Here is a 26368-nt window from a genome sequence, read left to right as displayed (position 1 = left end):
GGCAGTGACGGCGGCGATGCGGGCGGTCGGAGCGCCTGCGGGCCTCACGGCGGCGGCACCGAGGCCAGCGCCGCCCGCGGCTGCCGGTTGACCAGCACGATGCCCGCGGCCACCAGCGCCAGCGCGCCGACGAAGCCGGCCGTCAGCGGCTCGTGCAGCCACAGCACGCCGGCCAGCAGCGCGAACACCGGCGTCAGGAATACGAAGACCGAGATGCGGGTGGCCGGGTAGTGCGCCAGCAGCCACATCCAGGCCAGGTAGCTGGCGAAGGCGCCCACGGCCGCCTGGGTGCCGATGGAGAGCAGCGCGAAGCCGCTGAAATCCCAGCGCCAGGGCTCGCCCAGCGCCAGCGAGAGCACCGGGTACATCGCGGTCGAGACGGCCACCTGGTAGAAGAGCTGCTTCTCGGGCGCGGTGCGGCCGAGCCGGGTGGAGCGGATGGTGACGGTGGTCAGCCCCCAGAAAATGCCCGCCAGCAGGCCCAGCCCGTCGCCCAGCCACTGCCGGGCCGAGTGCGCCGCGCCGCCGTCGGCCAGCGCCAGCAGCACGCCGCAGAAGGCGCAGGCCAGGCCCGCCCACTGCGCGCCGCGGAGCCGCTCGCCCGGCACGAAGCGCGGCAGCAGCAGCGCCACCCAGAAGGGCGACGCATACAGGAAGACCGTCAGCCGGGAGGCATGGGTGAACTGCAGGCCGGTGTAGACGCAGGCGAACTCGCCCGCGAACAGCGCGCCGGCCAGCAGGCCCGGGCCCAGCGATCCGTCGCGCTGCCACAGCGGCACCTTGCGCCACAGGCACCAGCCCCACAGCAGCACCAGCGCCAGGGCGAAGCGCAGCGCCGCCTGGAACACCGGCGCCACCTCGGACACCGTGGCCTTCACCAGCACCTGCTGGAAGCCCCAGAACATGCAGCAGGCCAGCAGGAGGGCGACCGCCCGGGCATCGAGGTGGGCATGGCGGGCGGTGTGGGGCATGCGGCGATTATCGGAAGCGGCCCGCGCCGCCCCTGGCCTGCGGGCGACAGCGGGGCAGATGTACCCATCGGTAAGCCCGGCCGCCCACGCTTGTAGGCGCACACCTGCACGCTAAACTCGCTCACTTTGCAAAACCGCACCTCCATGGCCGCCGTATCACCAGGCTCTGCTCGCGCCAGCTTCGAGCTGAAAAGCGCCACTCTGCCTTTGCTGGCCGTGGTGCTCAAGACCCCCGACCTCGCGGCGCTCGCCGCCGAGCTCGACCGGCGGCTGCAGGAATCCCCCGATTTCTTCGACCAGGACCCGGTCATCGTCGACCTGACCCAGTTGGGCGAAGGCGCCGCGGCCGTCGATTTCGTGGCCCTGGTCGCGATGCTGCGCCGGCTGCGCGTGGTGCCGGTGGCGGTGCGCGGCGCGGTCGGCCCGCAACTGGCCGCGGCGCGTGCCGCAGGTCTGGCCGAGGCGCCCGACGTGCCGCTGCCCCCGCCCGCCCGCGAGGCGGCGCAGCGCCCGCCGGCGCCGCTGGCACCGCCCGTGCCCGCCGCAGTGGCCACGATGGTGATCGACCGGCCGCTGCGCTCCGGCCAGCAGGTCTACGCCCGCAACGCCGACCTGATCGTGCTGGCCGCGGTCAGCAACGGCGCCGAGGTGATCGCCGACGGCAACGTGCACGTCTACGCGCCGCTGCGCGGCAAGGCGATCGCCGGCGCCCGGGGCAACACCCAGGCGCGCATCTTCGCGACCTGCATGGAGCCCGAGCTGGTCTCGATCGCCGGCATCTACCGCACGACCGAAGTGCCGCTGCCGGCCGACATCGCCGGCCGGGCGGCCAAAATCCAGCTCGTCGGCGAAAAGCTCGTCATCGAGGCGCTCTGACCGCGCGACCGCATTCACTCAATATCTCTTCAACCGAAGGACAGCAACACATGGCCAAGATCGTCGTGGTGACTTCCGGCAAGGGCGGCGTGGGCAAGACCACGACCAGCGCCAGTTTCGCCTCCGGCCTCGCGCTGCGCGGCTTCAAGACCGCAGTGATCGACTTCGACGTCGGCCTGCGCAACCTCGACCTCATCATGGGCTGCGAACGCCGCGTGGTGTACGACCTGATCAACGTGATCCACGGCGAAGCCAACCTGCACCAGGCGCTGATCAAGGACAAGCAGTGCGACAACCTGTTCGTGCTGGCCGCCTCGCAGACCCGCGACAAGGACGCCCTCACGCAGGACGGCGTCGAGCGGGTGCTCAAGGACCTGGCCGCCCAGGGCTTCGACTACATCGTCTGCGACTCGCCCGCCGGCATCGAGACCGGCGCGCTGATGGCGATGCACTTCGCCGACGAGGCGCTGGTGGTGACCAACCCCGAGGTCTCCTCGGTGCGCGATTCCGACCGCATCCTGGGCATGCTCGGCTCCAAGACCAAGCGCGCGATGGAGGGCAAGGAGCCGATCAAGGAGCACCTGCTGATCACCCGCTACAACCCCAACCGGGTCGAGGACGGCCACATGCTGTCGCTGCAGGACATCCAGGACATCCTGCGCATCCCGCTGATCGGGGTGATCCCCGAATCGGAGACGGTGCTGCAGTCGTCCAACCAGGGCACGCCCGCGATCCACGCCCAGGGCACCGACGTGTCGGAAGCCTACAAGGACGTGATCAGCCGCTTCCTCGGCGAGGACCAGCCGATGCGTTTCGTCGATGCGCAGAAGCCCGGCTTCTTCAAGCGCATCTTCGGGAGGTAAGGCACATGTCTCTGCTCGGCTTCCTCCTGGGGGAGAAGAAGAAGACGGCCAGCGTGGCCAAGGAGCGTCTGCAGATCATCCTGGCGCACGAACGCAACGGCAGCAGCAAGAAGCCCAGCTACCTGCCCGACCTGCAGCGCGAACTGATCGCCGTCATCTCCAAGTACGTGTCCATCAATCCCAACGACATCAAGGTCAACCTGGAGCACCAGGACAACTTCGACGTGCTCGAAGTCAAGATCGAGCTGCCGGAAGCAGCGAAGTAAGCGCGCTGCCCTTCGCGACGAAGCCGCCTGCGCCGGGCCTCCGGTGCCGGCGGCTTCGTCGTTTGGGCGCAGCGGCGCCTGCCGCGCTCCACCGCTTCCGCCGAAGGGCACGGCGTCGGATGGTTCCGTGGCATGGCTGCGTCCGGGGGGCAAGTTGTAAGTCCGCTCAACACTCCGCGCCGAAGGCCGATATAGCAGGGACATCCTCCTTCCCGCGCCCCTCTCCCAACAAGCCTCCAAGATGAACTTTCGCAATCTCCGCATCGGCCAACGGCTGCTTCTCGGCTTCGCCGGCGTGCTGGCACTGGCCGTCGCGGTCCTCGGCTTCAGCGCGTGGCGCCTGTCGCAGACCGCCCAGGACACCCGCGACATGATGGCGCTGCCGCTGGCCAAGGAGCGGCTGGTGTCCGACTGGTACGGCCTGATCCAGGCGGCCGCGCAGCGCACCACCGCCATCGCCCGCAGCTCGGACGCATCGCTCGGCACCTATTTCGCCGACACCTCGCGCAAGTCGTCTGAAGACGCGGCCAAGAAGGTCAAGGCGATCGAAGAGCTGCTGAACTCGCCCGAGGAGCGGGCGCTCTTCGCCGAGATCAGCACCGCGCGCCAGGCCTACCTGACCGCCCGCGACACGGTCATCAAGGCCAAGGTCGCCGGCCAGGCGCAGGAAGCCGACGCGATGTTCAAGGACACGTTCGTGCCGGTGACCGCCGGCTACCTGGAAAAGCTCGACAGGCTGCTGGCCGCGCAGCGCGCCACCATGGACATGCTGGCCACCAACATCCAGCAGCGCTACGAGCACAGCCGCAACGTCATCGTCGCGCTGGGCATCGCGCTGCTGCTGCTGGGCTGCACCATCGCCTGGCTGCTGGCCCGCGGCATCACCCTGCCGCTGGCCCGTGCGGTGGACGTCGCCGAGAAGGTGGCGGCCGGCGACCTGAGCGCCTCGACCGATCCCGCAGCCACCGCCGGCCGCGACGAGACCTCGCAGCTGATGGCGGCGCTGCAAGGCATGAACGCCCGGCTCTCCCACATCGTGGGCGACGTGCGCTCCGGCTCGGACGCGATCGCCACCGCCTCGGCCGAGATCGCCAGCGGCAACCTCGACCTTTCCAGCCGCACCGAGGAGCAGGCCAGCGCGCTGCAGCAGACGGCCGCCTCGATGGAGGAGTTGACCTCCGCCGTGCGCCACAACGCGGACAACGCCCGCCAGGCGAGCCAGCTGGCGCTCTCGACCTGCGAGATGGCGGTGCGCGGCGGCCGGGTCGTGGGCGAGGTGGTCGACACCATGGGTGCGATCGACGTGTCGTCCCGCAAGGTGGTCGACATCATCGGAGTGATCGACGGCATCGCCTTCCAGACCAACATCCTGGCGCTGAACGCAGCGGTGGAGGCGGCCCGCGCCGGCGAGCAGGGCCGCGGCTTCGCGGTGGTCGCGAGCGAGGTGCGGGCCCTGGCCCAGCGCAGCGCCGCCGCGGCCAAGGAGATCAAGGTGCTGATCGACGACTCGGTCTCCAAGGTGGGCGCGGGCAACCGGCTGGTGGAGGATGCCGGCGCCACGATCCGCGAGGTCGTGGCCGGGGTGCAGCGGGTCTCCGACATCGTGGGCGAGATCTCCGCCGCCAGCCAGGAGCAGACCGGCGGCATCGAGCAGGTCAACCAGGCGGTCACGCAGATGGACATGGTCACTCAGCAGAACGCGGCACTGGTCGAGGAATCGGCCGCAGCCACCCAGTCGCTGCAGGCCCAGGCGGCGCAATTGACGCAGGTGGTGGGCGTGTTTCGGCTCGGGACCGAGGGCACGGCCCGCGCGGTGCCGGCAGTCGTCGCCCCGCCGCCACGGCCACAGCCGCTGGTGCGCGCCGCACGGGCGGTCGTACCCACTGCCATGCCGCGCACCGCATCGGCCGCGCCGCAGATCGCCGCCCGGCGGCCGGCGCCGGCTGCGAAGCCTGCCACGCCGGCTGCAAAGACAGCACCTGCGCTGGCACCCAAGTCGAAGGCCCCGCAGCCGGCCCATGCCGGGGGCGACGACGACCAGTGGGAGTCGTTCTAGGGGCCGCGGGCCAGACCAGCTACACCAGCCCGGCCAGCCACTCGTCCAGGCACAGCGCGATCTGCGTCTGCATCGTCGCCTGGTGCTGGGCCGATCCGGCGCGGATGGAGGCGATCCGCTCGGCGCGGGTGGTGGGGGTGAACGAGGCGTCGGCCAGCCAGGCCTCGACCCCGTTGCGGGTCACCTCGGGGTGGAACTGCACCGCCAGCAGCTGGGTGCCGCGGGCGAAGGCCTGGTTCTCGCACAGGGCGCTGCGGGCCAGCCGCTCGGTGCCGGGCGGCAGGTCGAAGGTGTCCTGGTGCCAGTGCATCACCGCGGGCGCCCGGTCGGGCCCCAGGGCGCGCAGCGGAGAGGCGGCACCGGCGGCGGTCAGCTCCAGCGGGTACCAGCCGACTTCCAGCTCGGCGGCCTTGAAGACGCGGCAGCCCAGGGCGGAGGCGATCAGCTGCGCGCCGAAGCAGATGCCCAGCACCGGACGGTCGGCCTCCAGCCGTCTGGCCAGCAGGGTGCGCTCGGCGGTGATGAACGGGAACAGCGCTTCGTCGTACACGCTCAGCGCCGAGCCCAGGGGCATCACCAGGTCGGCGGCCAGCGGGTCGATGGCCGTGAGGTCGGCATGGGCGGCATCGACCGTCTCGATGTTCCAGCCGGCGTTGCGGAAGTACGGCTCCAGGCTGCCGGGGCCGTCGAGAGGCGAGTGGCGCAGGATCAGCAGGTTCTTCATGGGCGTGCGGAGGTAGGGGAAGGATGGTCGGGTGAGCCGAGCAGCTTACGGGGGCGCAGGCGCTCGGGCGTAAAAGAAGGCGTCAGGCGGGCGCTATTAATTCGATAGCTGCTTGTCGGCTGCCTGTGCCGGCTGGAGCCGTATTCGCTCTATAAAACAACCGGGCGGGCTGTCGGCGCCCGGTGCGGGTGGCCGCCACCGCGCATCGGGCGGCGCGGCTACAGCGGATGCTCGGTGAAGAACCGGCCCCCGTGGTAGAGCAGCGGCGACGCGCCGGCGCGGTGGCTGCAGGCCTCCACCTCGCCGACGAAGATCGTGTGGTCGCCCTCGGGGTAGCGGCTGCGGTTGAAGCATTCGAAGACGGCCGCCGCGCCGTCGAGCACCGGCGCGCCGCTCACCCCGTCGCGGAACGCCACGCCGTCCCAGCGCTCGGCCCGGGGCCCGGCGAAGCGCTCGGCCAGCGCCTTCTGGTCGGCCGCCAGCACATGCACCGCGTAGTGCGTGCCCGCGGCCATGGCCGGCATCGACGAGGCCGACTGCCCCAGGCTCCAGAGCACCAGCGGCGGGGCGAGCGATACCGAGTTGAACGAGTTGGCCGTCAGCCCCACCAGCTCGCCCGCCGCGGTGCGCATGGTGACGATCGTCACGCCGGTGGCGAACATGCCCAGCGCACTGCGGAACTCGGGCGCCGAGAAAGCGGGGTGGCGCGCCTGGCGCAGGGGGGCGGTGGAGGTCACGGCGGGTATCGGCAGCGATGCGGCTGCGGGGATGGAAAAGGGGGATCGGCAGCGAGAAGACCGGCGGAAAGGGTGGGCGCCGGTGCCGCTGTGGCACTGCGCACGGTCCCGGGGACGGCCATTATGGAGGGGGCTGCGCGCGTTCGTGGGTTGCCGCGATGCCGACCCTGCCGCGGCGGGGCGGCCGCCCCGGGCCGCGCCGTTTCGCAGGCGGCTGCAGGTGCGGCGCCGTCCTGCACGGGATGGCATCTTGTCCCACAGCAGTGCGCAGGGCCGCACCCTTATGTTGGAAGGCTTTCCGCGGCCGCGTCGATGGCCGTCTCCTGCTTCTCCACCCCACGAAACATCCCATGAGTCCCACCAAAAAAGCCCCCGACGCGTCCACCAAGGCCGCGGCCCGCAACACCGCCAGCCGCCCGGCCAAGGGCGGCAACCCCGGCGACGATCCGCTGGCCCAGCAGGCCGCCGACACGCAGGCCCTCGTCGCCTCGATGCCCTACAACAAGAACAAGCTCGCAGACAGCGGACGCGACAACGCGGTGATGCCGCCGCAGGGCCAGACGTCGGAGCCGGCCAACGCCGCCGTCACCGCCAGCACGCTGAGCGAGGCCAACCCCACCGCCAAGACCGGCAACGGCGCGGCCCCCGGCACCAACGCGCTGGCCGGCTCGCTCGACCGGGTGCGGGTCGACGGTGGTGGTCAGGTGCTCACCACCAACCAGGGCGTGCCGATCGGCGACAACCAGAATTCGCTCAAGGCCGGCCTGCGCGGCCCGACGCTGCTGGAGGACTACATCCTCCGCGAGAAGATCACCAACTTCGACCACGAGCGTATTCCCGAGCGGATCGTGCATGCGCGCGGCTCGGCCGCCCACGGCTATTTCGAAGCCTACGACGCGCTCACCGACCTGACCCGCGCCGCGCCCTTCCAGGAGAAGGGCAAGATCACCTCGGTGTTCGTGCGCTTCTCCACCGTGGCCGGCGAGCGCGGCTCGGTCGACACCGCGCGCGACGTGCGCGGCTTCGCCGTCAAGTTCTACACCGACCAGGGCAACTGGGACCTGGTGGGCAACAACATCCCGGTGTTCTTCATCCAGGACTCGATGAAGTTCCCCGACCTGGTCCACGCGGTCAAGCCCGAGCCGCACCACGGCATGCCGCAGGCCGGCAGCGCGCACGACACCTTCTGGGACTTCGCGTCGCTGAGCCCCGAAACCACCCACATGCTGCTGTGGGCGATGAGCGACCGTGGCCTTCCGCGCAGCTACCGGATGATGGAAGGCTTCGGCGTGCACAGCTTCCGGCTGGTCAACGCCCAGGGCCAGAGCAAGTTCGTCAAGTTCCACTGGAAGCCCAAGCTGGGCACCCATTCGCTGGTCTGGGACGAGTCGGCCAAGATCCAGGGCGCCGACAACGACTTCCACCGCCGCGACTTGTGGGAATCGATCGAGGCCGGCGAGTACCCCGAGTGGGAACTGGGCCTGCAGGTCTTCACCGCCGAAGAGGCGCAGGACTGGAGCTTCGACTTCCTCGACTCGACCAAGCTGATCCCCGAAGAGCTGGTGCCGGTGCAGATCGTGGGCCGCATGGTGCTCGACCGCAACCCCGACAACTTCTTCGCCGAGACCGAGCAGGTGGCCTTCTGCACCGCCCACGTCATCCCGGGCATCGACTTCAGCAACGACCCGCTGCTGGCCGGCCGGATCCACTCGTACAAGGACACCCAGATCACCCGCCTGGGCGGCGCCAACTTCCACGAGATCCCGATCAACTCGCCGGTCGTGCCGGTCTACAACAACCAGCGCGACGGCATCAAGCGCCAGGCGCTGCACCGCGGCCGGGTGGCGTACGAGCCCAACTCGCTGGCGGGCGGCTCGCCCTACCAGGCGGGTGCTGCGGGCTTCGTCTCGTTTCCCGAACAGATGGAAGGCGACAAGGTCCGCGGCAAGCCCGAGAAGTTCGCCGAGCATTACCAGCAGGCCACTTTGTTCTGGAGCAGCCAGACCGATTGGGAAAAGGCGCACATCGTCGCCGGCTTCCGCTTCGAGCTGTCGAAGGTGACGGTGCCCGCCATCCGCGAGCGCATGCTCTCGGGCCTGGTCAACGTGGCGCCCGAACTGGCCCAGCGCGTGGCCGACGGCCTGGGCATGGAGGTGCCCGCCGCCATGCCGAAGGCGATCGACACGCCGATCCCGGCCGAGGTGCTCATGTCGGCGGCCCTCTCGCTCACCGGCCACCCCGGCGACGGCGGCATCCGCACCCGCAAGATCGCGCTGCTGGCCGCCGACGGCGTGGACGGCAAGCCGATCGCCGCGCTGCAGGCTGCGCTGCTCGAGGCCGGCGCGGTGCCGCGTATCGTGGCACCGCGCCTGGGCACGGTGAAGTGCGCCGACGGCACCACGCTCGAGGCCGACGCATCGCTGGAGAACACGCCGCCGGTGCTGTTCGACGCGGTGGTGCTGCCCGACGGCCAGGCCGGCGTCGACCTGCTGGCCCGCGTCGGCAACACGGCCGAGTTCGTCGTCAACACCTACCGCCACTGCAAGACGCTGCTGGTGCTGGGCGCCTCGAAGGCCCTGACCGACAAGGCCGGCATCAAGCCGGAACTGCCGTCGGGCGAAACCGACCCCGGCGTGCTGTTCGCCGACGGTGCCGACGCCAAGAAGGTCGCCGCCGCCTTCATCGCCGCCATCGCCCAGCACCGCCACATGGTGCGCGACCAGGATCCGCCGCTGGTGTGATCGCCGGGCGCGCAGGCGCCCGCATCGCCCTGCGCGCACAGAGCCGCCATCCGAAAGGGTGGCGGCTTTTTTCTATGGGTAGCCGGCGCTACAGTCACCGGGGCCTGTTCTTCGCCTGTCCCGCCCCTCTTCGACTGAAGCTTCCATGCGCCGCATCCTGTTCATTTGCAGCCGAAACAGACTTCGCAGTCCTACGGCCGAGACCTTGTTCGCAACGCACGACACTGAGACCGCGTCCGCCGGCCTGGCCCCCGATGCGGACCAGGTATTGAGCCTGGACCAAATCGAATGGGCAGACTTGATATTCGTGATGGAGAAGCAGCACAAAAGCAAGCTCAACCAGCGGTTCGCCGCGGCGGTGAAAGGCAAGAAAGTGGTCTGTTTGGACATCCCGGACCGCTTCCAGTACATGCAGCCTGAGCTGGTGGATGTGTTGAAGCAGAAAGTCGCTCGCCACTTGCGCTGATCGCCTCCGCTTTCCTGCCTGTCGTCTGCCGAACTGCGCATCGATCGGCGCTGCTGCCAGCCTCCAGCCCAAATCGGGGTGGGAGTCGAAACTGCCTGCAGCCGGCGCTACGCGCCGGCCGATAGCTATAAAAAATGTAGCAAACGGCCCTGCCAGCCGCGCTGCCGCACGCTGCCGGTATCCTCTGGGCGATATGTACGCCTCTTTCTTCGGCCTGCGGCAGGACCCGTTCTCGATCGCGCCCGACCCGCGCTACCTCTACATGAGCGAGCGCCACCGCGAGGCGCTGGCCCACCTGCTCTACGGGGTGGGCAGCGGCGGCGGCTTCGTGCTGCTGACCGGGGAGATCGGCACCGGCAAGACGACCGTCTGCCGCTGCTTCCTGGAACAGATCCCGGCCACCTGCAACGTCGCCTATATCTTCAACCCGAAGCTCACCGTGGGCGAGCTGCTGCAGTCGGTCTGCAGCGAGTTCGGCATCGCCACCCGGCCGGCCGGGCCGGGCGGCGAGACGGTCAAGGACTACATCGACCCGCTCAACGCGTACCTGCTGGCGGCGCACGCCCAGGGCCGCAGCAGCGTGCTGATCATCGACGAGGCGCAGAACCTGTCGGCCGACGTGCTGGAGCAGCTGCGCCTGTTGACCAACCTGGAGACCAACGAGCGCAAGCTGCTGCAGATCGTGCTGATCGGCCAGCCCGAGCTGCGCGGCATGCTGGCCCAGCCGGCGCTGGAGCAGCTGGCGCAGCGGGTGATCGCCCGCTACCACCTGGACGCGCTGACGCCGGTGGAGACGCAGCACTACATCGCCCACCGTCTGGGCGTGGCGGGCCTGCAGGGACCGATGCCGTTCGACCGCGGGGCGCTGCGCCGCATCCACGTCGCCGCGCGGGGCGTGCCGCGGCGCATCAACCTGCTCTGCGACCGCGCGCTGCTGGGCGGCTACGCCACCGGCGCCCGGGTGGTGACCGCGCAGATCGTCGACAAGGCGGCGCGCGAGGTGTTCTTCCAGCCCACCGGCCGCACCCCCGCCGCGCCGCGGCCGGCCGCGGTTCCGGCCGCTGCTCCGGCCGCCGGCGCACCTGCGGCACCACCGGCGCCGGCCGCTGCGCGCTCCGCGCTGGCCGGCCCGGCGGTGGTGGCGGCCGTGGTGCTGCTGTGCGTCGGCATCGCGGGCGGCTGGTACCTGGCGCGGCGCACGCCGGTGGCCGGGGCGGTGGCAGGCGCCGGCACGGCGGTTGTGCCGGGAGCCGGTGCCGCCGTTGCGGCCACCGGCACCGTGGCACAGGGTGGCGCCACGTCTGGCGCCAAAGCCGGTCCGGGCACGCCGGCATCGGCCGTGCCGGCGTCGCCCCTGTCGGCTGCGACCGGCGTGGCCGCCACCGCGTCTGCACCGTCGGCGGCCGACACCGGTACCGCCGGCAACGGATCGACGGCGGCGACCAGCGCGGCGGCGGCCGACGGTGCCCCTTTCGACCTGCGCGCCGCCCTGCCCGGCCTGCCCCGCGACGAAGACGCCGCCCTGCGGGCGCTGGCCGCCGGCTGGGGCGTGCCGGCCGACGGCCTGGCCGCCGGGGCCGCCTGCCCGGCGCTGGCGCGCGAGGGCCTGCCGTGCTTTCGCAGCAGCCGCACCGGCCTGAACCTGGTGCGCCAGATCGACCGGCCGGGCCTGCTGACCCTGGTGGGCGACGACGGCCGCACCGCGGTCGTGCCGCTCGCCGGGCTGGATGCGCAGCACGCCACCCTGGTGGTGGACGGCGCGCCGCGCCGCGTCCCGCTGGCCGAACTGGCCCGCTGGTGGCGCGGCGACTTCACCACGCTGTGGCGCATCCCGCCCGGCGCCACGCCCGCGCAGGCCGAGACCGCCACCGGCCCGGCCGGTACCTGGCTCGACGCGCAGCTGGCCGCCCTGCAGCCGGGCGGCGCGGCCGCGAATGCCGACGCCCCGGCCGCCGAGCGGCGCGCCCGCATCTACCGCTTCCAGCTGGCACAGGGCCTCAAGCCCGACGGCGTGGCCGGCCCGCTCACCTTCATGCTGCTCAACCGCGCCGCCGGCGTGGCCGAGCCGCGCCTGACTTCCGGAACCTGACGCATGTCCTACATCCTCGACGCCCTGCGGCGCGCCGACGCGGAACGCGGCCGCGGCGCCGTCCCCGGGCTGCACACGCCCGCCGCCTCGGCACCACCGCCCGAGGGCGGTTCCACCGGCGGCCCCCGGACCGCCGTGACCGTGGCGGCGCTCGCGGCCGGCGTGGCGGTGCTGGCCGCCGGCGGCTGGTGGTGGCTGCGCGACGATGCGCCGCGCGGCGGCGTGGTGCCCGCGGCGGCGGTGGCGTCCGGCGCAGCGGGCCTCGCCCCGGCACCCGCTGCGCCTGCCGCCGCGGCGCCGCTGTCGGCCGCCACGGAGCCCTCCGCGGCGGCGGCCTCCGTGCCGCGCGCGTCGCCCGGCGTGCCTGCCGTCGGCGCCTCGTCTGGGGCCGACGCGGCGTCTGCACCGGCACCGATGCCGGCTCCGACCCCCGCACCTGGACCTGCACCTGCACCTGCACCTGCACCTGCCCGGACGCCGGCCCCCGCCTCGTCCTCCAACCCGGCATCCGCGCCGGGCAGCCGCGACCGGGCCGTCGCCCAGGTCCAGGCCCCCTCCGCCGCGCCGGCCCCGGCGCCCGCAGCCGCGCGCGACACCCCGGCCCGGGCACCGGCTCCGGTGGCGGCCGCCCCGAAGGCGCCTGCGCCGGCTCCGGTGGCCGCTCCGGCCCCGGAGCCTGCTCCGCGCGTTCCCGCCCTGGCGGAGCTGCCCGAGTCGGTGCGCCGCCAGCTGCCGCCGCTGGCGGTCAGCGGCGCCACCTATTCGAGCAATCCGCGCTACCGCATGGTGATCGTCAACGGCCAGGTGCTCAGCGAAGGCGATCCGGCCGGGGCCGACGTGGTTCTGGAGCGGATCGAGCCCAAGGCGGCGGTGCTGCGTTTCAAGGGGCAGCGCTTCTCGGTGCCGTACTGATCCGGTCGCATGCGCCGGGCCGGTGCCCGGGAACAGGGCGGCGGTGCGCGGTGCGGATGGTTTTGCTATTTATTTTGTAGCAATAGGCCGGCATGCAGAGCCGGCTGCAGGCCCTTTTTGTTTGGAACCACGGCGCTGGTGTTCCGTATCCGTCGGCGGCGTTGCGCCCGTCTCGGGATCGGTCGGTGCCATGTCCGCCGTGTGAAATGCCTCAAGTTGGGGCGATGTGCGCCGAAATCCGGGTAAACCATTACCCGGATCTTCCATGCGACTCCAAAACCTCAACATCGGCGCCCGCCTCGGCCTGGGCTTCGGCATCCTCATCCTGCTGACCGCCGCCATCCTCGCCGTGGGCGTCTGGCGGCTGCAGGCGGTGGCCGCCGAATCGGCCGAGATGATGGCCCTGCCGCTGACCAAGGAGCGGCTGGTGTCGGACTGGTACAGCGTGATCCAGGCCAGCGTGAAGCGCACCACCGCCGTCGCCAAGAGCGCCGATCCCTCGCTCGCCACGTTCTTCGCCGAAGAGAGCGCCCAGTCCTCGCGCAATTCGACCGAGCAGCAGAAGCGTCTGGAGGAACTGCTCGCCTCGCCGAAGGAGAAGACCCTCTTCGCCGCCCTGGTCCAGGACCGCAAGGCCTACATCGCGGTGCGCGACGCGGTCGCCAAGGCCAAGCAGGAGGGCCGCGCCGACGAGGCCGACCGCCTCTTCACCGCCGAGTTCCAACCCGCCGGCGTGCGCTACCTCAAGAGCCTGCAGGCCCTGCTGGACGAGCAGCGCGCCGCGATCGACGCCGCCGCAGCCAGCGTGCGCCAGGGCTACGAGCGTGGCCTGGCGCAGATGCTGGTGCTGGGCGCCGCCGCCCTGCTGGTCGCGGCCGTGCTGGCCTACCTGATCACCCGCAGCATCACCCGTCCGCTGGACCGCGCCCTGGCGGTGGCCCAGACGGTGGCCGCCGGCGACCTCACCACCGACGTCGGCGCGACCAGCCTGGACGAGACCGGCCGGCTGCTGCAGGCCCTCGATGCGATGGGACAGCGGCTGCGCGAGACGGTCGGCCAGGTGCGCCACGGCGCCGACGGCATCGCCACCGCGTCGAGCGAGATCGCCAGCGGCAACCTCGACCTCTCCACCCGCACCGAGGAGCAGGCCAGCGCCCTGCAGCAGACCGCCGCGTCGATGGAGCAGATGACCGCCACGGTGCGCCAGAACGCCGACAACGCCCGCCAGGCCAACCAGCTGGCGCAGTCCACCTCCGACCTGGCGGCGCGCGGCGGCGTGGTGGTCGGCAACGTGGTCTCGACCATGGCCGAGATCCATACCGCCTCGCGCAAGATCGTCGACATCATCTCGGTGATCGACGGCATCGCCTTCCAGACCAACATCCTGGCGCTGAACGCGGCGGTGGAAGCCGCCCGCGCCGGCGAGCAGGGCCGCGGCTTCGCGGTGGTGGCGGCCGAGGTGCGCACCCTGGCACAGCGCAGCGCCACCGCCGCCAAGGAGATCAAGGGCCTGATCGACGATTCGGTGATGCGGGTCGATGCCGGCAACCGGCTCGTGGACGAGGCCGGCGGCGTGATCCGCGAGGTGGTGCAGGGCGTGCGCCGGGTGACCGACATCGTCGGCGAGATCACCTCGGCCAGCCAGGAGCAGACCACCGGCCTGGAGCAGGTCAACCAGGCCATCACCCAGATGGACCAGGTGACCCAGCAGAACGCCGCGCTGGTGGAAGAAGCCGCGGCCGCCACCGGCTCGCTGGAGTCCCAGGCGGCCCAGCTGGTGGCCGCGGTGGCGGTATTCCGGCTGCAGCACGAAGGCGCGCCGCGGCTCGCGGCCTGAGCCCGGCAGCGCGCGGGCTCAGGCGCCGGCCCCCGCGTCCTACTCCCCCGGCTGCCGCTTCGCCAGCGCCGCCGCCAGGAAATCGACGAACACCCGCACCCGTGCCGACATCTGGTGGCGGCGCGGGTACACCGCGTAGATGTCGGCGTCGGGCGTGCGGTACTGTGGCAGCACCTCCACCAGCCGGCCGGCCTGCAGGTGGTGGGCTACGTCCCATTCGGCCCGCATCAGGATGCCGTGGCCTTCGAGCGCCCACAGCACCGCGATCGCGCCGTCGTTGGTCGTGAGCATGCCGCGGGTCCTGACCGCCTCGGCGGTGCGGGCGGCGGCCCGGCCCAGGGCCAGCCGCCACACGCCGTAGGCCTCGTCACCTTGGCGGATGCCGATGCAGGCATGGCGGACCAGGTCGTGCGGCACCTTGGGCACGCCGGCCCGCGCCAGGTAGGCGGGCGATGCGCAGAGCAGCCGCCGGTTCGAGGCGATCCGCCGCGCCACCACCCGCGCTTCGGGCGGCGCACCGAAGCGCACGCAGACGTCGAAGGCGTCGTCGGTCAACGCGGGCGGATTGACCGACAGCTGCAACTGCACCTCGACCTGCGGGTGCCGGCGCGCAAAAGCCGAGATCACCGGCGCCACGTGGCTGCGGCCGAAGCCCAGCGTGGCGTTGACCCGCAGCAGCCCCTGTGGCTCGGCCTGGGTGCTGCCCAGCAACTGCGCCAGGTCGTCGATCTCGCCGAGGATGCGCCGGGCGTACTCCAGGTACAGCTCGCCCTCCGGCGTCAGGCCCATGCGCCGGGTGCTGCGGTTGGCCAGCGCCACGCCCAGCCGCGCCTCCATCGCGGCGAGCCGCTTGCTCACCGCGGGCGTCGTTACCCCCATCTCGCGGGCGGCAGCGCTTAGGCTGCCGGCACCGGCCAGGGTCGAGAAGAAGCCCAAGTCGGCAGGCTGAATGGAGGCGCTCATAACGATGCGGATTGTTGACTGCAGGTTAACGATGGCTTCACTTCCGGGGTGTGTCTATCGCGCAGGACGATCCTACAGTGTCACCTCGTACCCCCCTTTTTTTTCCACACAGACCTTACAAGGACCCCGCATGAACCGCCCCTACCGCATCGCCACCATCCCGGGAGACGGAATCGGCAAGGAAGTGATCCCCGCCGGTCGCCGCGTGCTGGAGGCCCTGGCCGCGTCCGAGGGCGGCGGCCTGCAGTTCGTCTTCGAGGATTTCGGCTGGGGTGGCGACTGGTTCCGCGCCCACGGCGAGATGATGCCGGCCGACGGCCTGGACGCGCTGCGCGACAAGGACGCGATCCTGTTCGGCTCGGCCGGCGATCCGCACATCCCCGACCACGTCACGCTCTGGGGACTGCGCCTGAAGATCTGCCAGGGCTTCGACCAGTACGCCAACGTGCGGCCGACACGCATCCTTCCAGGCATCGACGGCCCGCTCAAGCGCTGCACGCCCGAACAGCTCGACTGGGTCATCGTGCGCGAGAACTCCGAGGGCGAGTACGCTGGCGTCGGCGGCCGGGTGCACCAGGGCCATCCTATCGAGGCCGCCACCGACGTGAGCATGATGACCCGCGCCGGCGTGGAGCGGATCATGCGTTTCGCCTTCCGGCTCGCCCAGTCGCGGCCGCGCAAGCTGCTGACGGTAGTGACCAAAAGCAACGCGCAGCGCCACGCGATGGTCATGTGGGACGAGATCGCGGTGCAGGTGTCGAAAGAGTTCCCCGACGTCGCCTGGGACAAGGAACTGGTCGACGCCTGCACCGCCCGCATGGTGAACCGGCCGGCCTCGCTCGACACGCTGGTCGCCACCAACCTGCATGCCGACATCCTGAGCGACCTGGCCGCGGCGCTAGCCGGCAGCCTGGGCATCGCACCCACCGGCAACATCGATCCCGAGCGCCGCTATCCGAGCATGTTCGAGCCGATCCACGGTTCGGCCTTCGACATCATGGGACAGGGCCTGGCCAACCCGGTCGGCACTTTCTGGTCGGCTGTGATGCTGTTGGAGCACCTGGGCGAGGCGGCCGCTGCGGCGCGCCTGATGCAGGCGGTGGAGCGGGTGACGGCCGACCCGGCGCTGCACACCCGCGACCTGGGCGGCAACGCCACCACCGAGCAGGTGACGCGCGCGGTCTGCGAGCACCTGGCGGCCCGACCCGCCGCGTTGCGCGCTGCCTGAGGCGTTATGCCTCATCGCCTCGCCGGGTACCGCGGCGGGCGGATTTCCTGCACCACAACAACAATTCCGGAGACAGACCATGCCCACCTTTCCGACCCCCGTACCGCGGCAGGTTCGCCTCCGCACCGCTCTGCAGCGCTGCGCACTCGCGGCCTGCCTGGCGGCGGCGGCGCCGTTCGCGCTGGCGCAGAGCGGCTATCCCAGCCGTCCGATTAGCCTGGTCGTGCCCTTCCCGGCGGGGGGTACCACCGACGTACTGGCCCGCGCGTTGGCCGAGCCGCTGTCGCAGGCGCTCGGCCAGCCGGTGGTGGTCGAGAGCAAGCCGGGCGCCGGCGCCACGCTGGGCGCCGACTATGTGGCCAAGGCCAAGCCCGACGGCTACACGCTGCTGATGGGCGCGGTGCACCACACGATCGCCACCAGCGTCTACAAGAAGCTGCCCTACGATTTCCAGAAGGATCTGGCGCCGGTCACCACGGTGGCGATGGTGCCCAACGTGCTCGTGGTCAACCCGGCGCATACGTCCGCGAAGAACGTGGCGGAGCTGGTCGCCCTTGCCAAGGCATCTCCGACCGAGCTGTCCTACGGGTCCAACGGCAACGGCACCGCCCAGCACCTGATCGGCACCCAGTTCCAGGCCAGCACCGGCATCCGGCTGCTGCATGTGCCCTACAAGGGCAGCGGTCCGCTCACCGTCGACCTGCTGGGCGGCCAGGTGGCGATGTCCTTCGACACGATCACCCCGGTGCTGCAGCACATCCGCAGCGGCAAGCTGCGCGCCCTGGCGGTGAGCACTGCCAAACGTTCGTCGGTCCTGCCCGACGTGCCGACGATGGAGGAGGCCGGGCTCAAGGGCTTCGACATCGGCACCTGGTTCGGCGTGCTGGCCCCGGCGGGCACTCCGCCCGAGGTGGTCGCCCGGCTCCATGCCGACATGGCGAGGATCATCCGTTCGCCCGAGTTCGCGCAGCGGATGCAGGCGATCGGTGCCGAGCCGCGCGGCGACAGTTCGCAGGAGATGGCGCGCCAGATCGCCGACGAGACCGCACGGTTCGCCCGACTGGTCAAGGAAGGCAAGGTGACGATCGAATAGCCGCGGTGGGGCGCGGTTCAGCGCAGCGGCGCCAGCAGGTCGCGCAGGCCGTTGTGGTCGATCTCGAACATCAGCGCCAGCAGCCGGCCGATCTCGCCCGGCGGAAAGCCTTCGCGGGCGAACCAGTGCAGGTAGTTGGCCGGCAGGTCGGCGATCGGGCAGCCCTGGTGCTTGCCGAAGGGCATCTCGCGGGTGATCAGCTTCTGCAGGTCGGCCACGTCCACCGTCAGCCTCCGGCCCGCTTGGGCGCGTGGCCCTGCTTCTCCAGCGCGGCCATGACCAGGTCGCGGTGGTCGCCCTGGATCTCCAGCACGCCGTCCTTGGCGGTGCCGCCGGCGCCGCAGGCGGTGCGCAGCTGCTTGCCGAGCGCCGCCAGCGCGTCGGGCGCCAGCGGCAGGCCGCGCACCACGGTCACGCCCTTGCCGCCGCGGCCCTTGGTCTCGTAGAGCACCCGCACCTTGCCGTCGCCGCGCACGGCGGCCGCGGCCAGGGCCTTGCAGCGGCAGTCGGCGGCGGCCTGGCGGCAGGCGGGGCAGGTGCGGCCGGTGTCGGTCGAATAGACGAGGCCGCCGCGGGCGTCTGGGCTTCTCATGGTGCGAAGGGGCTTGGGGATGGATCGGATCGGGGACCCGCGATTGTGGGTCTTGCGCCAGAATGGATTTCCCCATCGCTCGAAATCCCCCAGGCCCGCCATGCACCCTACCGACGCTTTTGCCGATGTCGCCCGTTTCGTCGCGATCCGCCGCGACCTCCATGCCCACCCCGAACTCGGCTTCGAGGAGCACCGCACCTCCGACATCGTCGCCGGGCTGCTGCAGGAGTGGGGCATCGCGGTGCACCGCGGCATCGCCGGCACCGGCCTGGTCGGCGTGCTGAAGAAGGGCACCGGCGGCCGCACCATCGGCCTGCGCGCCGACATGGACGCGCTGCCGATGGAAGAGGCCAACGCGTTCGCCCACCGGTCGCAGAACCCCGGCCGGATGCACGCCTGCGGCCACGACGGCCACACCACCATGCTGCTGGCCGCCGCCTGGCACCTGTCGCAGCAGAGCGCGCCCTTCGACGGCACGGTGCACTTCATCTTCCAGCCCGCCGAAGAGATGGGCAAGGCCGGCGCCCGGCGGATGATCGAGGACGGCCTGTTCGAGCGCTTTCCCTGCGACGCCGTCTTCGCGCTGCACAACTTCCCGACCGGCGCGGTCGGCAAGTTCGCCCTCAACCCCGGCGCGCTGATGGCGTCGAGCAACACCTACCGGATCACGGTGCGCGGCCGCGGCACCCACGCCGCGATGCCGCACACCGGCATCGACCCGGTGGGCGCGGTGGTCGCGCTGGCCCAGCAGCTGCAGACCATCGTGCCGCGCAGCATCGCCAGCACCGAGCGGGCGCTGGTCGCGGTCACCCAGCTGGAGGGCTCCAACGCACCCAACGTGATCCCCGACACCGCGGCGGTCGGCGGCACGGTGCGCACCTTCTCGCTGCCGGCATTGGACAGGATCGAGGAGCGGATGCGCACCCTGGCCGAGCACGTTGCCGCGGCGCACGAATGCACGGCCGAGGTGGCGTTCCGCCGCGCATCGCCGCCGGTGGTCAACCACGCGGAAGAATCGCGCTTCGCCGCCGAGGTGATGCGCGAGGTGGTGGGCGACGCGATGGTGGTCGAGGACTTCCCGGCGGTGATGGGCGCCGAGGACTTCGCCCACATGCTGCAGGTGCGCCCCGGCTGCTACGCTTTCCTGGGCAACGGCGAGGGCGATCACCGCGACCCGGGCCACGGGCCCGGTCCTTGCGTGGTGCACAACACCTCGTTCGACTTCAACGACGCGATCATCCCCATCGGCGCCAGCTATTACGTCCATCTGGTCCAGCGCTGGATGCCGGCGGCCCAGGGCAGCATCGCGGCCTGAGGTCGAACACGTTCTTCCCCCGTTTCGTCGCCGTGCCCGGCGCGTGAGAAAGGTTGTCTCGATGTCGTCCGATTTCCTGCTGCGCCGCCGTGCGCTTTCCGGCCTGGCGGCCATCGCCTGCACCGCGCTGGCGGGTGGGGCCCGGGCCCAGCAGACGCGGATCATCCGCATGGTGGTGCCCTTCGGCACGGGGGCGGTGCAGGACACCGTGGCCCGCGCCTTCAACGCCGAGCTGGGCCAGGCCCTGGGCGGCGCCAGCGTGGTGGTCGAGAACCGCGCCGGCGCCGGCGGCACGGTGGGCTCCGCCTACGTGGCCAAGGCCCCCGCCGACGGCAACACCCTGGTGCTGGCCGCGGCCAGCCACCATATCGCCGACCACCTGTATGCCAAGCTGCCCTACCGGCCGCTGCAGGACTTCGTGGGCGTCGCCCAGGTCGGCACCGCCGACTACGTGATCGCCGCCGCGGCCAACATGCCGGGCGTCGCCACCCTGGCCGACTTCGTGCGCGAGGTGAAATCCAAGCCCGGCCAGTACAACTACGCCTCGGCCGGCAACGGCAGCGCCACCCACCTGGCGATGGCCTCGTTCCTCGCCAAGGCCGGGCTGGAGATGACCCACATCCCGATGAAATCCACCGGCGAGGCGGTCAACGAGGTACTGGCCGGCCGGGTACAGGCCGTCACCTCTTCGAGCATCGGCGTGATCGGGCTGCAGGCCGACCCGCGGGTGCGGCTGCTGGCCGGCACCGGCAAGGCCCGCAGCGCCTTCCTGCCCCAGCTGCCCACGGTGGCCGAGGCCGGCGTGCCCGGCTACGTCTTCGATTCCTGGATCGGCGTGCTGGCCCCGGCCGCCACCCCGCCCGCCGAGGTGGAAAGGCTCAACGCCGCGATCAACAAGGTGATGGCCGACCCGGCGATCCAGGAACGCTTCAAGCGCCTGGGCGTCGAGCCGCGCAGCACCAGCGCCGCCGCGTTCGCGCAGCTGCTGCGGGCGGACTGGGAGACGATGGCGGTGGTGGTGAAGTCGTCGGGGGCGCGGATCGAGTAGGGGCGGCGGGGCGGTCAGCGTTCCAGCGCTTCCGCGCTGTAGAAGCAGTCGATCGCAGCACGCGTCGCGAGCCGAACCTTGGGCAGAGCGGATTCCTCGAACATCGCGGCGTAGCGCGCGCGGTTGCGCGGGGTCACGACGGCGATGTGGTGGAGCATCTGCCACTTCACGCTGTCCATTTGGCCGTCCAGCGCCCCCTTGCGGTCGGTTTCGCACCAAGTGCGGCGGAAGTACCGGAAAAGGCTGGTGGCGGTCGGGACGTCCAGCAGGATCAGGCCCGTGGCGCGCGCCAGCCGAGGGGCGATGCAGCTGCTGTAGTTGCCCTCGATCACCCATCGCGCCCCCTCGATCGCCAGGGCATGCAGCCGAAGGAATTCGGCCGTCGGCCGGGGCTGCCAGTCGGTATGGGGCTGGTGGTAGAGCTGGTCGAGGTGGAGGGCCGGCAGGCCCCGGCGGCGCGCGATGGCCACCGCCAGGGTCGACTTGCCGCTGTTGGAGGGCCCCATGACGCAGATGCGCGGGCCCAGTCGGTCGAGCAGGCTCATCGGTCGTGTGGCGGCGTCATGCGGGGCTTGCGGCTCGGCGGCTGCCGCGACACCGCGTTCGACGGATCAATGGTGGTGCCCGTGCGCCCCGTGCACATGCCCGTGCGCCACCTCTTCGGCCGAGGCCGCCCGCACGCCGGTCACGGTGATGGTGAACCGCAGCGCCTTGCCGGCCAGCGGGTGATTGCCGTCCAGCAGGACTTCCTGGCCCTTGATCTTCATCACGTGGAAGACGTGGGGCGAGCCGCCGTCGGTCGTGCCTTCCAGCTGGCCGCCGACCTTCACGCCGGGCGGAAACTCGCTCTTGGGGATGGTGCGCACCAGGGATTCGTCGCGCTCGCCGAAGGCGTCGGCAGGCTGCAGGGCCAGGGTGGTGGTGTAGCCGACCTCCTGGCCTTCGAGCGCTTCCTCGATCTTCGGCAGGGTGTTGTCGTAGCCGCCGTGCAGGTAGGCGGTGGGCTCGGCGCTTTGCTCGATCAGCTTGCCCTGGGCGTCGGCCACCTTGAAGCGGAGGGTGACGGCGGTGTTTTTCTCGATCTTCATGGCGGCTTTCGGAGGAGGGTGCAAAGCCCCGGATTTTCGCCGACCGCGCGTGTCCCTGGCGGTGAAGGGCTGCAGCGCGGTTCCGCGATTTATTCAACCTGTCCATCAAGTCGTTGACCCGAAAGGGAATACGTTGAAAATATCTATTCACTTCAATATTCCGGCATGCCCACCGCTTCCACCACCGTCCTCCAGTCGCTGCGCCGTGCCGGCAGCGTGCTCTCCAGCCCCGAGCTGCAGGCGCTGCTGGGCGTGAGCCAGCCGACCGTCTCGCGTGCGTTGGCGCCGCTGCTGCAGTCCGGCGAGGTGCTGGCCGTCGGCGCAGCCCGTTCCCGGCGCTACGTGCTGCCGCGCACGCTGGCGGGCATCGGCCGCGAGATCCCGGCGATGCGAATCGACGCAGAGGGCCGGGCCTCGCCCTTCGCCCGGCTGGTGCCGCTGGAGGGAGGCGCGCTCTGGGCCGACGAGGCCGACGGCCTGAGCCAGCGGCACGACGGCCTGCCCTGGTTCCTCAACGACATGCGGCCGCAGGGCTTCATGGGCCGCACCTTCGCGCATGCCCACCCCGAGCTGCAATTGGGCACCGACCCGCGCCACTGGAGCGACGACGACGTGCTGCGCGCGCTGGCGCTCTTCGGCGACGACCTGCCGGGCAACCTGGTGGTGGGCGAGGCGGCGTTCCAGCGCTTCCACACGCTACCGGCGCGCGCCAGCCGGGTCGATGCGGCCGATGCGTACCCGGCGCTGGCCGAGCGCGCGATGCAGGGGACGCTTCCGGGCTCGTCGGCCGGCGGCGAGCAGCCCAAGTTCTGCACCGTCGTGGGCGGCCGGCACGTGATCGTGAAGTTCTCGCCGGCCGGCGACGGCCCGGTCGACCAGCGCACCCGCGACCTGCTGGTCTGCGAGCACCTGGCGCTGCAGGTGCTGGCGGATGCCGGCCTGCCCGCGGCCCGCACCCGCATCCACACCGGCGCGGGCCGGGTGTTCTTCGAGGCCGAGCGCTTCGACCGCACCGCGCAGGGCCGCATCGGCATGGTGTCGCTGCTGGTCTACGACTCGGAATACGTCGGCGAGATGGACAACTGGGCCGCCACCGCCAACCGGATGGTGGCGCGCGGCCTGCTCACCGCGGCGGACGCGGCCCACCTGCGGCTGCTGGAGGCCTACGGCATCCTGATCGCCAACACCGACCGGCACTACGGCAACATCTCGCTGCTGCTGGAAGACGACGACTGGGTGCTCTCGCCCACCTACGACATGCTGCCGATGCTCTACGCGCCGGTCGGCAACGAGCTGGTGCTGCGCGACTTCGCCGCCCGCGGCCTGCAGCCCACCGCCGCCACCCTGGCCGAATGGGACCGCGCGCGCGCACTGGCCCGGGTGTTCTGGGATGCGGTGGCAACCGACGCGCGGGTGTCGGCCGGCTTCCGCCGGATCGCGACGGACAACCTGCAGCATCTGGGGCGTTAGCGGCGAGACGCCGGCCGACCCTTGGCGCATAGCGCGTCTTTTCGAATGAAAAATGGCTGTAGCCGGCGATCTGCGCCGGCCAGCAGCTATCTAAACGATAGCAATGCATTTGCCAGAGGGCGATGTTTGGCGCCGCTCCTACAACCGATGACGTCGTCCGCCTAGTGCGCTGCGCTGCGACGTCCGTCATCCTCCTGCGCTTGCATTCGCCCAGCCGCTGCCTTCTGCAGCACGAAGGATTTCCATGGCCATCCACACGCCCACCCGCTCCCGTTTTCCTGTCGTCCTGGGGGTGCTGACGGCACTGGCCGGGGCGGTGCTGGCGGGCGCCGGGCTGTGGCTGGTGGTGCTGGGCGGCTCCTGGTACTACCTGCCGGCCGGGCTGGCGCTGCTGGCGGTGGGCGTGCTCCTGGTGCGGCGCCGTCCGGCCGCTCTGGGGCTGATGGCGGCGCTGGTGGCGGTGACGCTGGCGTGGTCGCTGTGGGAGGTGGGCCTCGACTGGTGGCCGCTGGCCGCGCGCGGCGACGTGCTGTTCGTGCTGGGCGTGCTGATGCTCACCCCCTGGGCGCGGCGCGGCTTGCTGGCGGGCCCCGGCGCGGTGCCGTCGGCCCGGCGGGGCGGCGGTGCGGCGCTGGGCGCGGTGCTGGCGCTGTTCGCGGCGATCGGCGTGGCGTCGTGGTTCGTCGACCGGCACGAGGTCGCCGGCAGCCTGCCGTCGGCCGATACCGCCGCCACCGCGCCGGCCACCGACGGCGTGCCGCCCGGCGAATGGCACGCCTACGGCCGCACCGGCTTCGGCCAGCGCTATTCGCCGCTGGCCCAGATCACGCCCGCCAACGTCGACGGCCTGGAGGTTGCCTGGCAGTACCGCACCGGCGACGTGCGCGGCCGTCCGGGCGACCCGGTAGAGACGACCTTCGAGGCCACCCCGCTCAAGGTGGGCAACCGGCTCTACTTCTGCACCCCGCACCAGTCGGTGATCGCGCTCGACGCCACCACCGGGGCCGAGGTATGGCGCTACGACCCGAAGATCCAGGGCGAACTGGCGCTGCAGCACCTGACCTGCCGCGGCCTGTCGTACCAGGCCGCGGCAGCCACGGCGGCCTCCGCCCCTGCCGCCGCCGGTTCGAGCGCGGTGGCACCTGTGGTGGCCGGTGACGCGGTCGCCCCTGCCGCCGCGCCCGCACCGGTGGCGGCTCCGACGGCTGCCGACACGGCCCCGGCCGCCGCACCGACGGCCGTCGTCTCGCCGTCGCCGGCCGGCCCGTCCGCACCGGCGCCTGCAGCGGCCACCGCCGCGGTCGCCCCCACCGAGCCCGCCGCCCGTGCCGGCCAGTCGGCCCAGCCGGTCGCCGCGGCCGACGGCGCCCGCACCGTCGCGCAATGCCCGGCCCGGCTCTTCATGCCCACGGCCGACGGCCGGCTGATCGCGCTCGATCCGGAAACCGGCGCGGTGTGCACCGATTTCGGCCAGGGCCGCGGCCAGATCGACCTGTGGGCGAACATGCCCAACCTGAACCCCGGCAGCTACTACTCGACCTCGCCGGTGGTGCTGACGCAGAAGCTGATCGTCGTGGGCGGCACGGTGCTCGACAACGTCTCCACCAAGGAGCAGTCGGGCGTGATCCGCGGCTTCGACATCGCCACCGGCGCGCTGGTCTGGAACTGGGATTCGGGCAACCCCGACGACACCGCGCCGATCGGCCCGGGCCAGCGCTACACCGTCAACTCGCCCAACAGCTGGTCGATCTCCAGCGTGGACGAGGCCCTGGGCATGGTCTACGTGCCGCTGGGCAACCAGCCGCCCGACCAGTGGGGCGGCAACCGCAGCCCGGCGGTCGAGAAATACTCGTCCTCTGTCGTCGCGCTCGACCTGGCCACCGGCAAGGTGCGCTGGAACTTCCAGACGGTGCACCACGACCTGTGGGACTACGACGTGCCGGCCCAGCCGAGCCTGGTCGACCTGAAGGTGAACGGTGCCACCGTGCCCGCGCTGGTGCAGCCCACCAAGCAGGGCGAACTGTTCGTGCTCGACCGCCGCACCGGCACCCCGGTGCTGCCGGTCACCGAGGACCCGGCGCCGCAGGGGGCCGCCGCCGGCGACCGCAGCGCGCCGACGCAGCCGCGCTCGGCCCTGTCGTTCGACCCGCCGCGGCTGGCCGGCCGCGACATGTGGGGCGCCACCGTGTTCGACCAGCTGTACTGCCGCATCGCCTTCCACAAGCTGCGCTACGAGGGCCGGTTCACGCCTCCCTCGACCGGCGGCTCGCTGATCTACCCCGGCAACTTCGGCGTCTTCAACTGGGGCGGCGTGGCGGTCGATCCGCAGCGCGGCACCGTGTTCGCCACGCCGACGTACCTGCCCTTCGTCTCGACGCTGGTGCCGCGCACCGACGCCACCACGCAACTGGTGCAGGGCGGCTCGCCGCCGCAGGGCGCGCTGCCGGCCTTGAACGAGAACTTCGGCGCGCCGTTCGCCATCAAGCTCGGCCCCTTCGTCTCGCCCTTCGGCGTCCCCTGCATCGCGCCGCCCTGGGGCTACGTGGCCGGCGCCGACCTGGCGACCGGCAAGGTGGCCTGGCAGCACCGCAACGGCACGGTGCGCGACCAGTCGCCGATTCCGGTGCCGTTCAAGATGGGCGTGCCCAACCTTGGCGGCCCGATCGTCACCGCGGGCGGCGTGGCCTTCCTGTCGGGCACGATCGACTACTTCGTGCGGGCCTACGACGTGGCCAACGGCCGCCAGCTCTGGCAGCACCGGCTGCCGGCCGGCGGCCAGGCCACGCCGATGACCTACACCGGCACCGACGGCCGGCAGTACCTGGTGGTGGTCGCCGGCGGCCACGGCTCGCTGGGCACCAAGGTGGGCGACTACGTGATCGCCTACGCCCTGCCGGCGGGCAAGGCCGCCCGGTAGCGGTTCCCGGCCCGGCATCCCGCGCCAACACGGCGCGGGATGCCGCGCGCTCCGACAGGCGGCATCTCCTGCACTGGGAAGGAACGCGATCGGTCGGCATACTCCGTGCTTGTTAC

The 26368-nt window shown here is 71.5% G+C and carries 23 protein-coding genes; 15 read left to right on the top strand and 8 right to left on the bottom strand.

What is annotated here, in order from left to right; all coding sequences use genetic code 11:
• Window positions 1-44 precede the first annotated feature (44 nt).
• A complete protein-coding gene (locus ASE76_RS16440) occupies window positions 45-971 on the bottom strand; it encodes a DMT family transporter (RefSeq protein WP_055841903.1) in 927 nt (308 codons plus the stop codon).
• Between the two features lie 144 nt (window positions 972-1115).
• On the opposite strand from ASE76_RS16440, the gene minC reads away from it, so the two are divergent.
• The 4 genes from minC (at window position 1116) to ASE76_RS16420 (ending at window position 5032) form a co-directional block, all read left to right on the top strand.
• Window positions 1116-1847 (top strand): septum site-determining protein MinC, encoded by a 732-nt coding sequence (gene minC, locus ASE76_RS16435; protein WP_055841901.1) that lies wholly within the window; start codon window positions 1116-1118, stop codon window positions 1845-1847.
• A gap of 50 nt (window positions 1848-1897) precedes the next feature.
• A complete protein-coding gene (minD, locus tag ASE76_RS16430; RefSeq protein WP_055841898.1) occupies window positions 1898-2710 on the top strand; it encodes a septum site-determining protein MinD in 813 nt (270 codons plus the stop codon).
• Between the two features lie 5 nt (window positions 2711-2715).
• A complete protein-coding gene (gene minE, locus ASE76_RS16425; protein WP_055841895.1) occupies window positions 2716-2976 on the top strand; it encodes a cell division topological specificity factor MinE in 261 nt (86 codons plus the stop codon).
• Between the two features lie 241 nt (window positions 2977-3217).
• A complete protein-coding gene (locus ASE76_RS16420) occupies window positions 3218-5032 on the top strand; it encodes a methyl-accepting chemotaxis protein (protein ID WP_055841893.1) in 1815 nt (604 codons plus the stop codon).
• Between the two features lie 19 nt (window positions 5033-5051).
• On the opposite strand, the gene ASE76_RS16415 is transcribed toward ASE76_RS16420, so the two are convergent.
• Together ASE76_RS16415 and ASE76_RS16410 are read right to left on the bottom strand one after the other, a co-directional pair.
• Entirely contained in the window at window positions 5052-5756 is a 705-nt protein-coding gene (locus tag ASE76_RS16415; protein ID WP_055841890.1) for a gamma-glutamyl-gamma-aminobutyrate hydrolase family protein, read from the bottom strand.
• Window positions 5757-5974: 218 nt separating this feature from the next.
• Entirely contained in the window at window positions 5975-6418 is a 444-nt protein-coding gene (locus ASE76_RS16410; RefSeq protein ID WP_082448669.1) for a flavin reductase family protein, read from the bottom strand.
• A 425-nt stretch (window positions 6419-6843) separates the two neighbouring features.
• On the opposite strand from ASE76_RS16410, the gene ASE76_RS16405 reads away from it, so the two are divergent.
• From ASE76_RS16405 to ASE76_RS16385, 5 genes are all read left to right on the top strand, one after another.
• Window positions 6844-9234 (top strand): catalase, encoded by a 2391-nt coding sequence (locus ASE76_RS16405; RefSeq protein ID WP_082448665.1) that lies wholly within the window; start codon window positions 6844-6846, stop codon window positions 9232-9234.
• A gap of 145 nt (window positions 9235-9379) precedes the next feature.
• A complete protein-coding gene (locus tag ASE76_RS16400) occupies window positions 9380-9700 on the top strand; it encodes a low molecular weight protein tyrosine phosphatase family protein (RefSeq protein WP_055841884.1) in 321 nt (106 codons plus the stop codon).
• 193 nt (window positions 9701-9893) lie between these two features.
• Complete coding sequence (locus ASE76_RS16395) at window positions 9894-11789, top strand: ExeA family protein (protein ID WP_055841882.1); 1896 nt, start codon at window positions 9894-9896, stop codon at window positions 11787-11789.
• Window positions 11790-11792: 3 nt separating this feature from the next.
• Complete coding sequence (locus tag ASE76_RS16390; RefSeq protein ID WP_055841879.1) at window positions 11793-12701, top strand: general secretion pathway protein GspB; 909 nt, start codon at window positions 11793-11795, stop codon at window positions 12699-12701.
• A gap of 265 nt (window positions 12702-12966) precedes the next feature.
• Complete coding sequence (locus ASE76_RS16385) at window positions 12967-14538, top strand: methyl-accepting chemotaxis protein (RefSeq protein ID WP_055841875.1); 1572 nt, start codon at window positions 12967-12969, stop codon at window positions 14536-14538.
• A gap of 39 nt (window positions 14539-14577) precedes the next feature.
• Here the strand turns inward: ASE76_RS16385 and ASE76_RS16380 are convergent, their stop codons facing one another.
• A complete protein-coding gene (locus ASE76_RS16380) occupies window positions 14578-15501 on the bottom strand; it encodes a LysR substrate-binding domain-containing protein (RefSeq protein ID WP_055841872.1) in 924 nt (307 codons plus the stop codon).
• Between the two features lie 130 nt (window positions 15502-15631).
• Here ASE76_RS16380 and ASE76_RS16375 point away from each other — a divergent pair, with 130 nt between their 5' ends.
• A complete protein-coding gene (locus ASE76_RS16375; RefSeq protein ID WP_055841870.1) occupies window positions 15632-16729 on the top strand; it encodes a tartrate dehydrogenase in 1098 nt (365 codons plus the stop codon).
• A gap of 79 nt (window positions 16730-16808) precedes the next feature.
• Window positions 16809-17822, top strand: a complete 1014-nt coding sequence (locus tag ASE76_RS16370; RefSeq protein WP_055841867.1) for a tripartite tricarboxylate transporter substrate binding protein — start codon at window positions 16809-16811, stop codon at window positions 17820-17822.
• A 17-nt stretch (window positions 17823-17839) separates the two neighbouring features.
• On the opposite strand, the gene ASE76_RS16365 is transcribed toward ASE76_RS16370, so the two are convergent.
• The gene (locus ASE76_RS16365; RefSeq protein ID WP_055841864.1) at window positions 17840-18046 is read right to left on the bottom strand and encodes a DUF3820 family protein; all 207 of its coding nucleotides are present in this window, start codon (window positions 18044-18046) and stop codon (window positions 17840-17842) included.
• A 2-nt stretch (window positions 18047-18048) separates the two neighbouring features.
• Window positions 18049-18414, bottom strand: a complete 366-nt coding sequence (locus tag ASE76_RS16360) for a translation initiation factor Sui1 (RefSeq protein WP_055841861.1) — start codon at window positions 18412-18414, stop codon at window positions 18049-18051.
• Window positions 18415-18514: 100 nt separating this feature from the next.
• Between ASE76_RS16360 and ASE76_RS16355 the strand changes: the two genes are divergently transcribed.
• Window positions 18515-19729, top strand: a complete 1215-nt coding sequence (locus tag ASE76_RS16355) for a M20 aminoacylase family protein (RefSeq protein ID WP_055841859.1) — start codon at window positions 18515-18517, stop codon at window positions 19727-19729.
• A 61-nt stretch (window positions 19730-19790) separates the two neighbouring features.
• Window positions 19791-20777: a tripartite tricarboxylate transporter substrate binding protein gene (locus ASE76_RS16350; RefSeq protein ID WP_055841856.1), complete on the top strand. Its 987-nt coding sequence runs from the start codon at window positions 19791-19793 to the stop codon at window positions 20775-20777.
• Between the two features lie 14 nt (window positions 20778-20791).
• Here ASE76_RS16350 and ASE76_RS16345 read toward each other — a convergent pair whose 3' ends face one another.
• A complete protein-coding gene (locus ASE76_RS16345) occupies window positions 20792-21322 on the bottom strand; it encodes an AAA family ATPase (RefSeq protein WP_055841853.1) in 531 nt (176 codons plus the stop codon).
• A gap of 66 nt (window positions 21323-21388) precedes the next feature.
• Window positions 21389-21865 (bottom strand): peptidylprolyl isomerase, encoded by a 477-nt coding sequence (locus ASE76_RS16340; protein WP_055841849.1) that lies wholly within the window; start codon window positions 21863-21865, stop codon window positions 21389-21391.
• Between the two features lie 165 nt (window positions 21866-22030).
• On the opposite strand from ASE76_RS16340, the gene yjjJ reads away from it, so the two are divergent.
• Window positions 22031-23335, top strand: coding sequence for a type II toxin-antitoxin system HipA family toxin YjjJ (gene yjjJ, locus ASE76_RS16335; RefSeq protein WP_055841847.1), 1305 nt, complete (start codon window positions 22031-22033; stop codon window positions 23333-23335).
• A gap of 244 nt (window positions 23336-23579) precedes the next feature.
• Window positions 23580-26252 (top strand): PQQ-binding-like beta-propeller repeat protein, encoded by a 2673-nt coding sequence (locus tag ASE76_RS16330; protein WP_055841843.1) that lies wholly within the window; start codon window positions 23580-23582, stop codon window positions 26250-26252.
• Window positions 26253-26368 lie beyond the last annotated feature (116 nt).

It is taken from the genome of Xylophilus sp. Leaf220 (genome assembly GCF_001421705.1).
Lineage (GTDB): Bacteria > Pseudomonadota > Gammaproteobacteria > Burkholderiales > Burkholderiaceae_C > Xylophilus.
The sequence above is the reverse complement of the archived record's forward strand: the minus strand, read 5'-3'. Positions and strand labels throughout refer to the sequence as shown.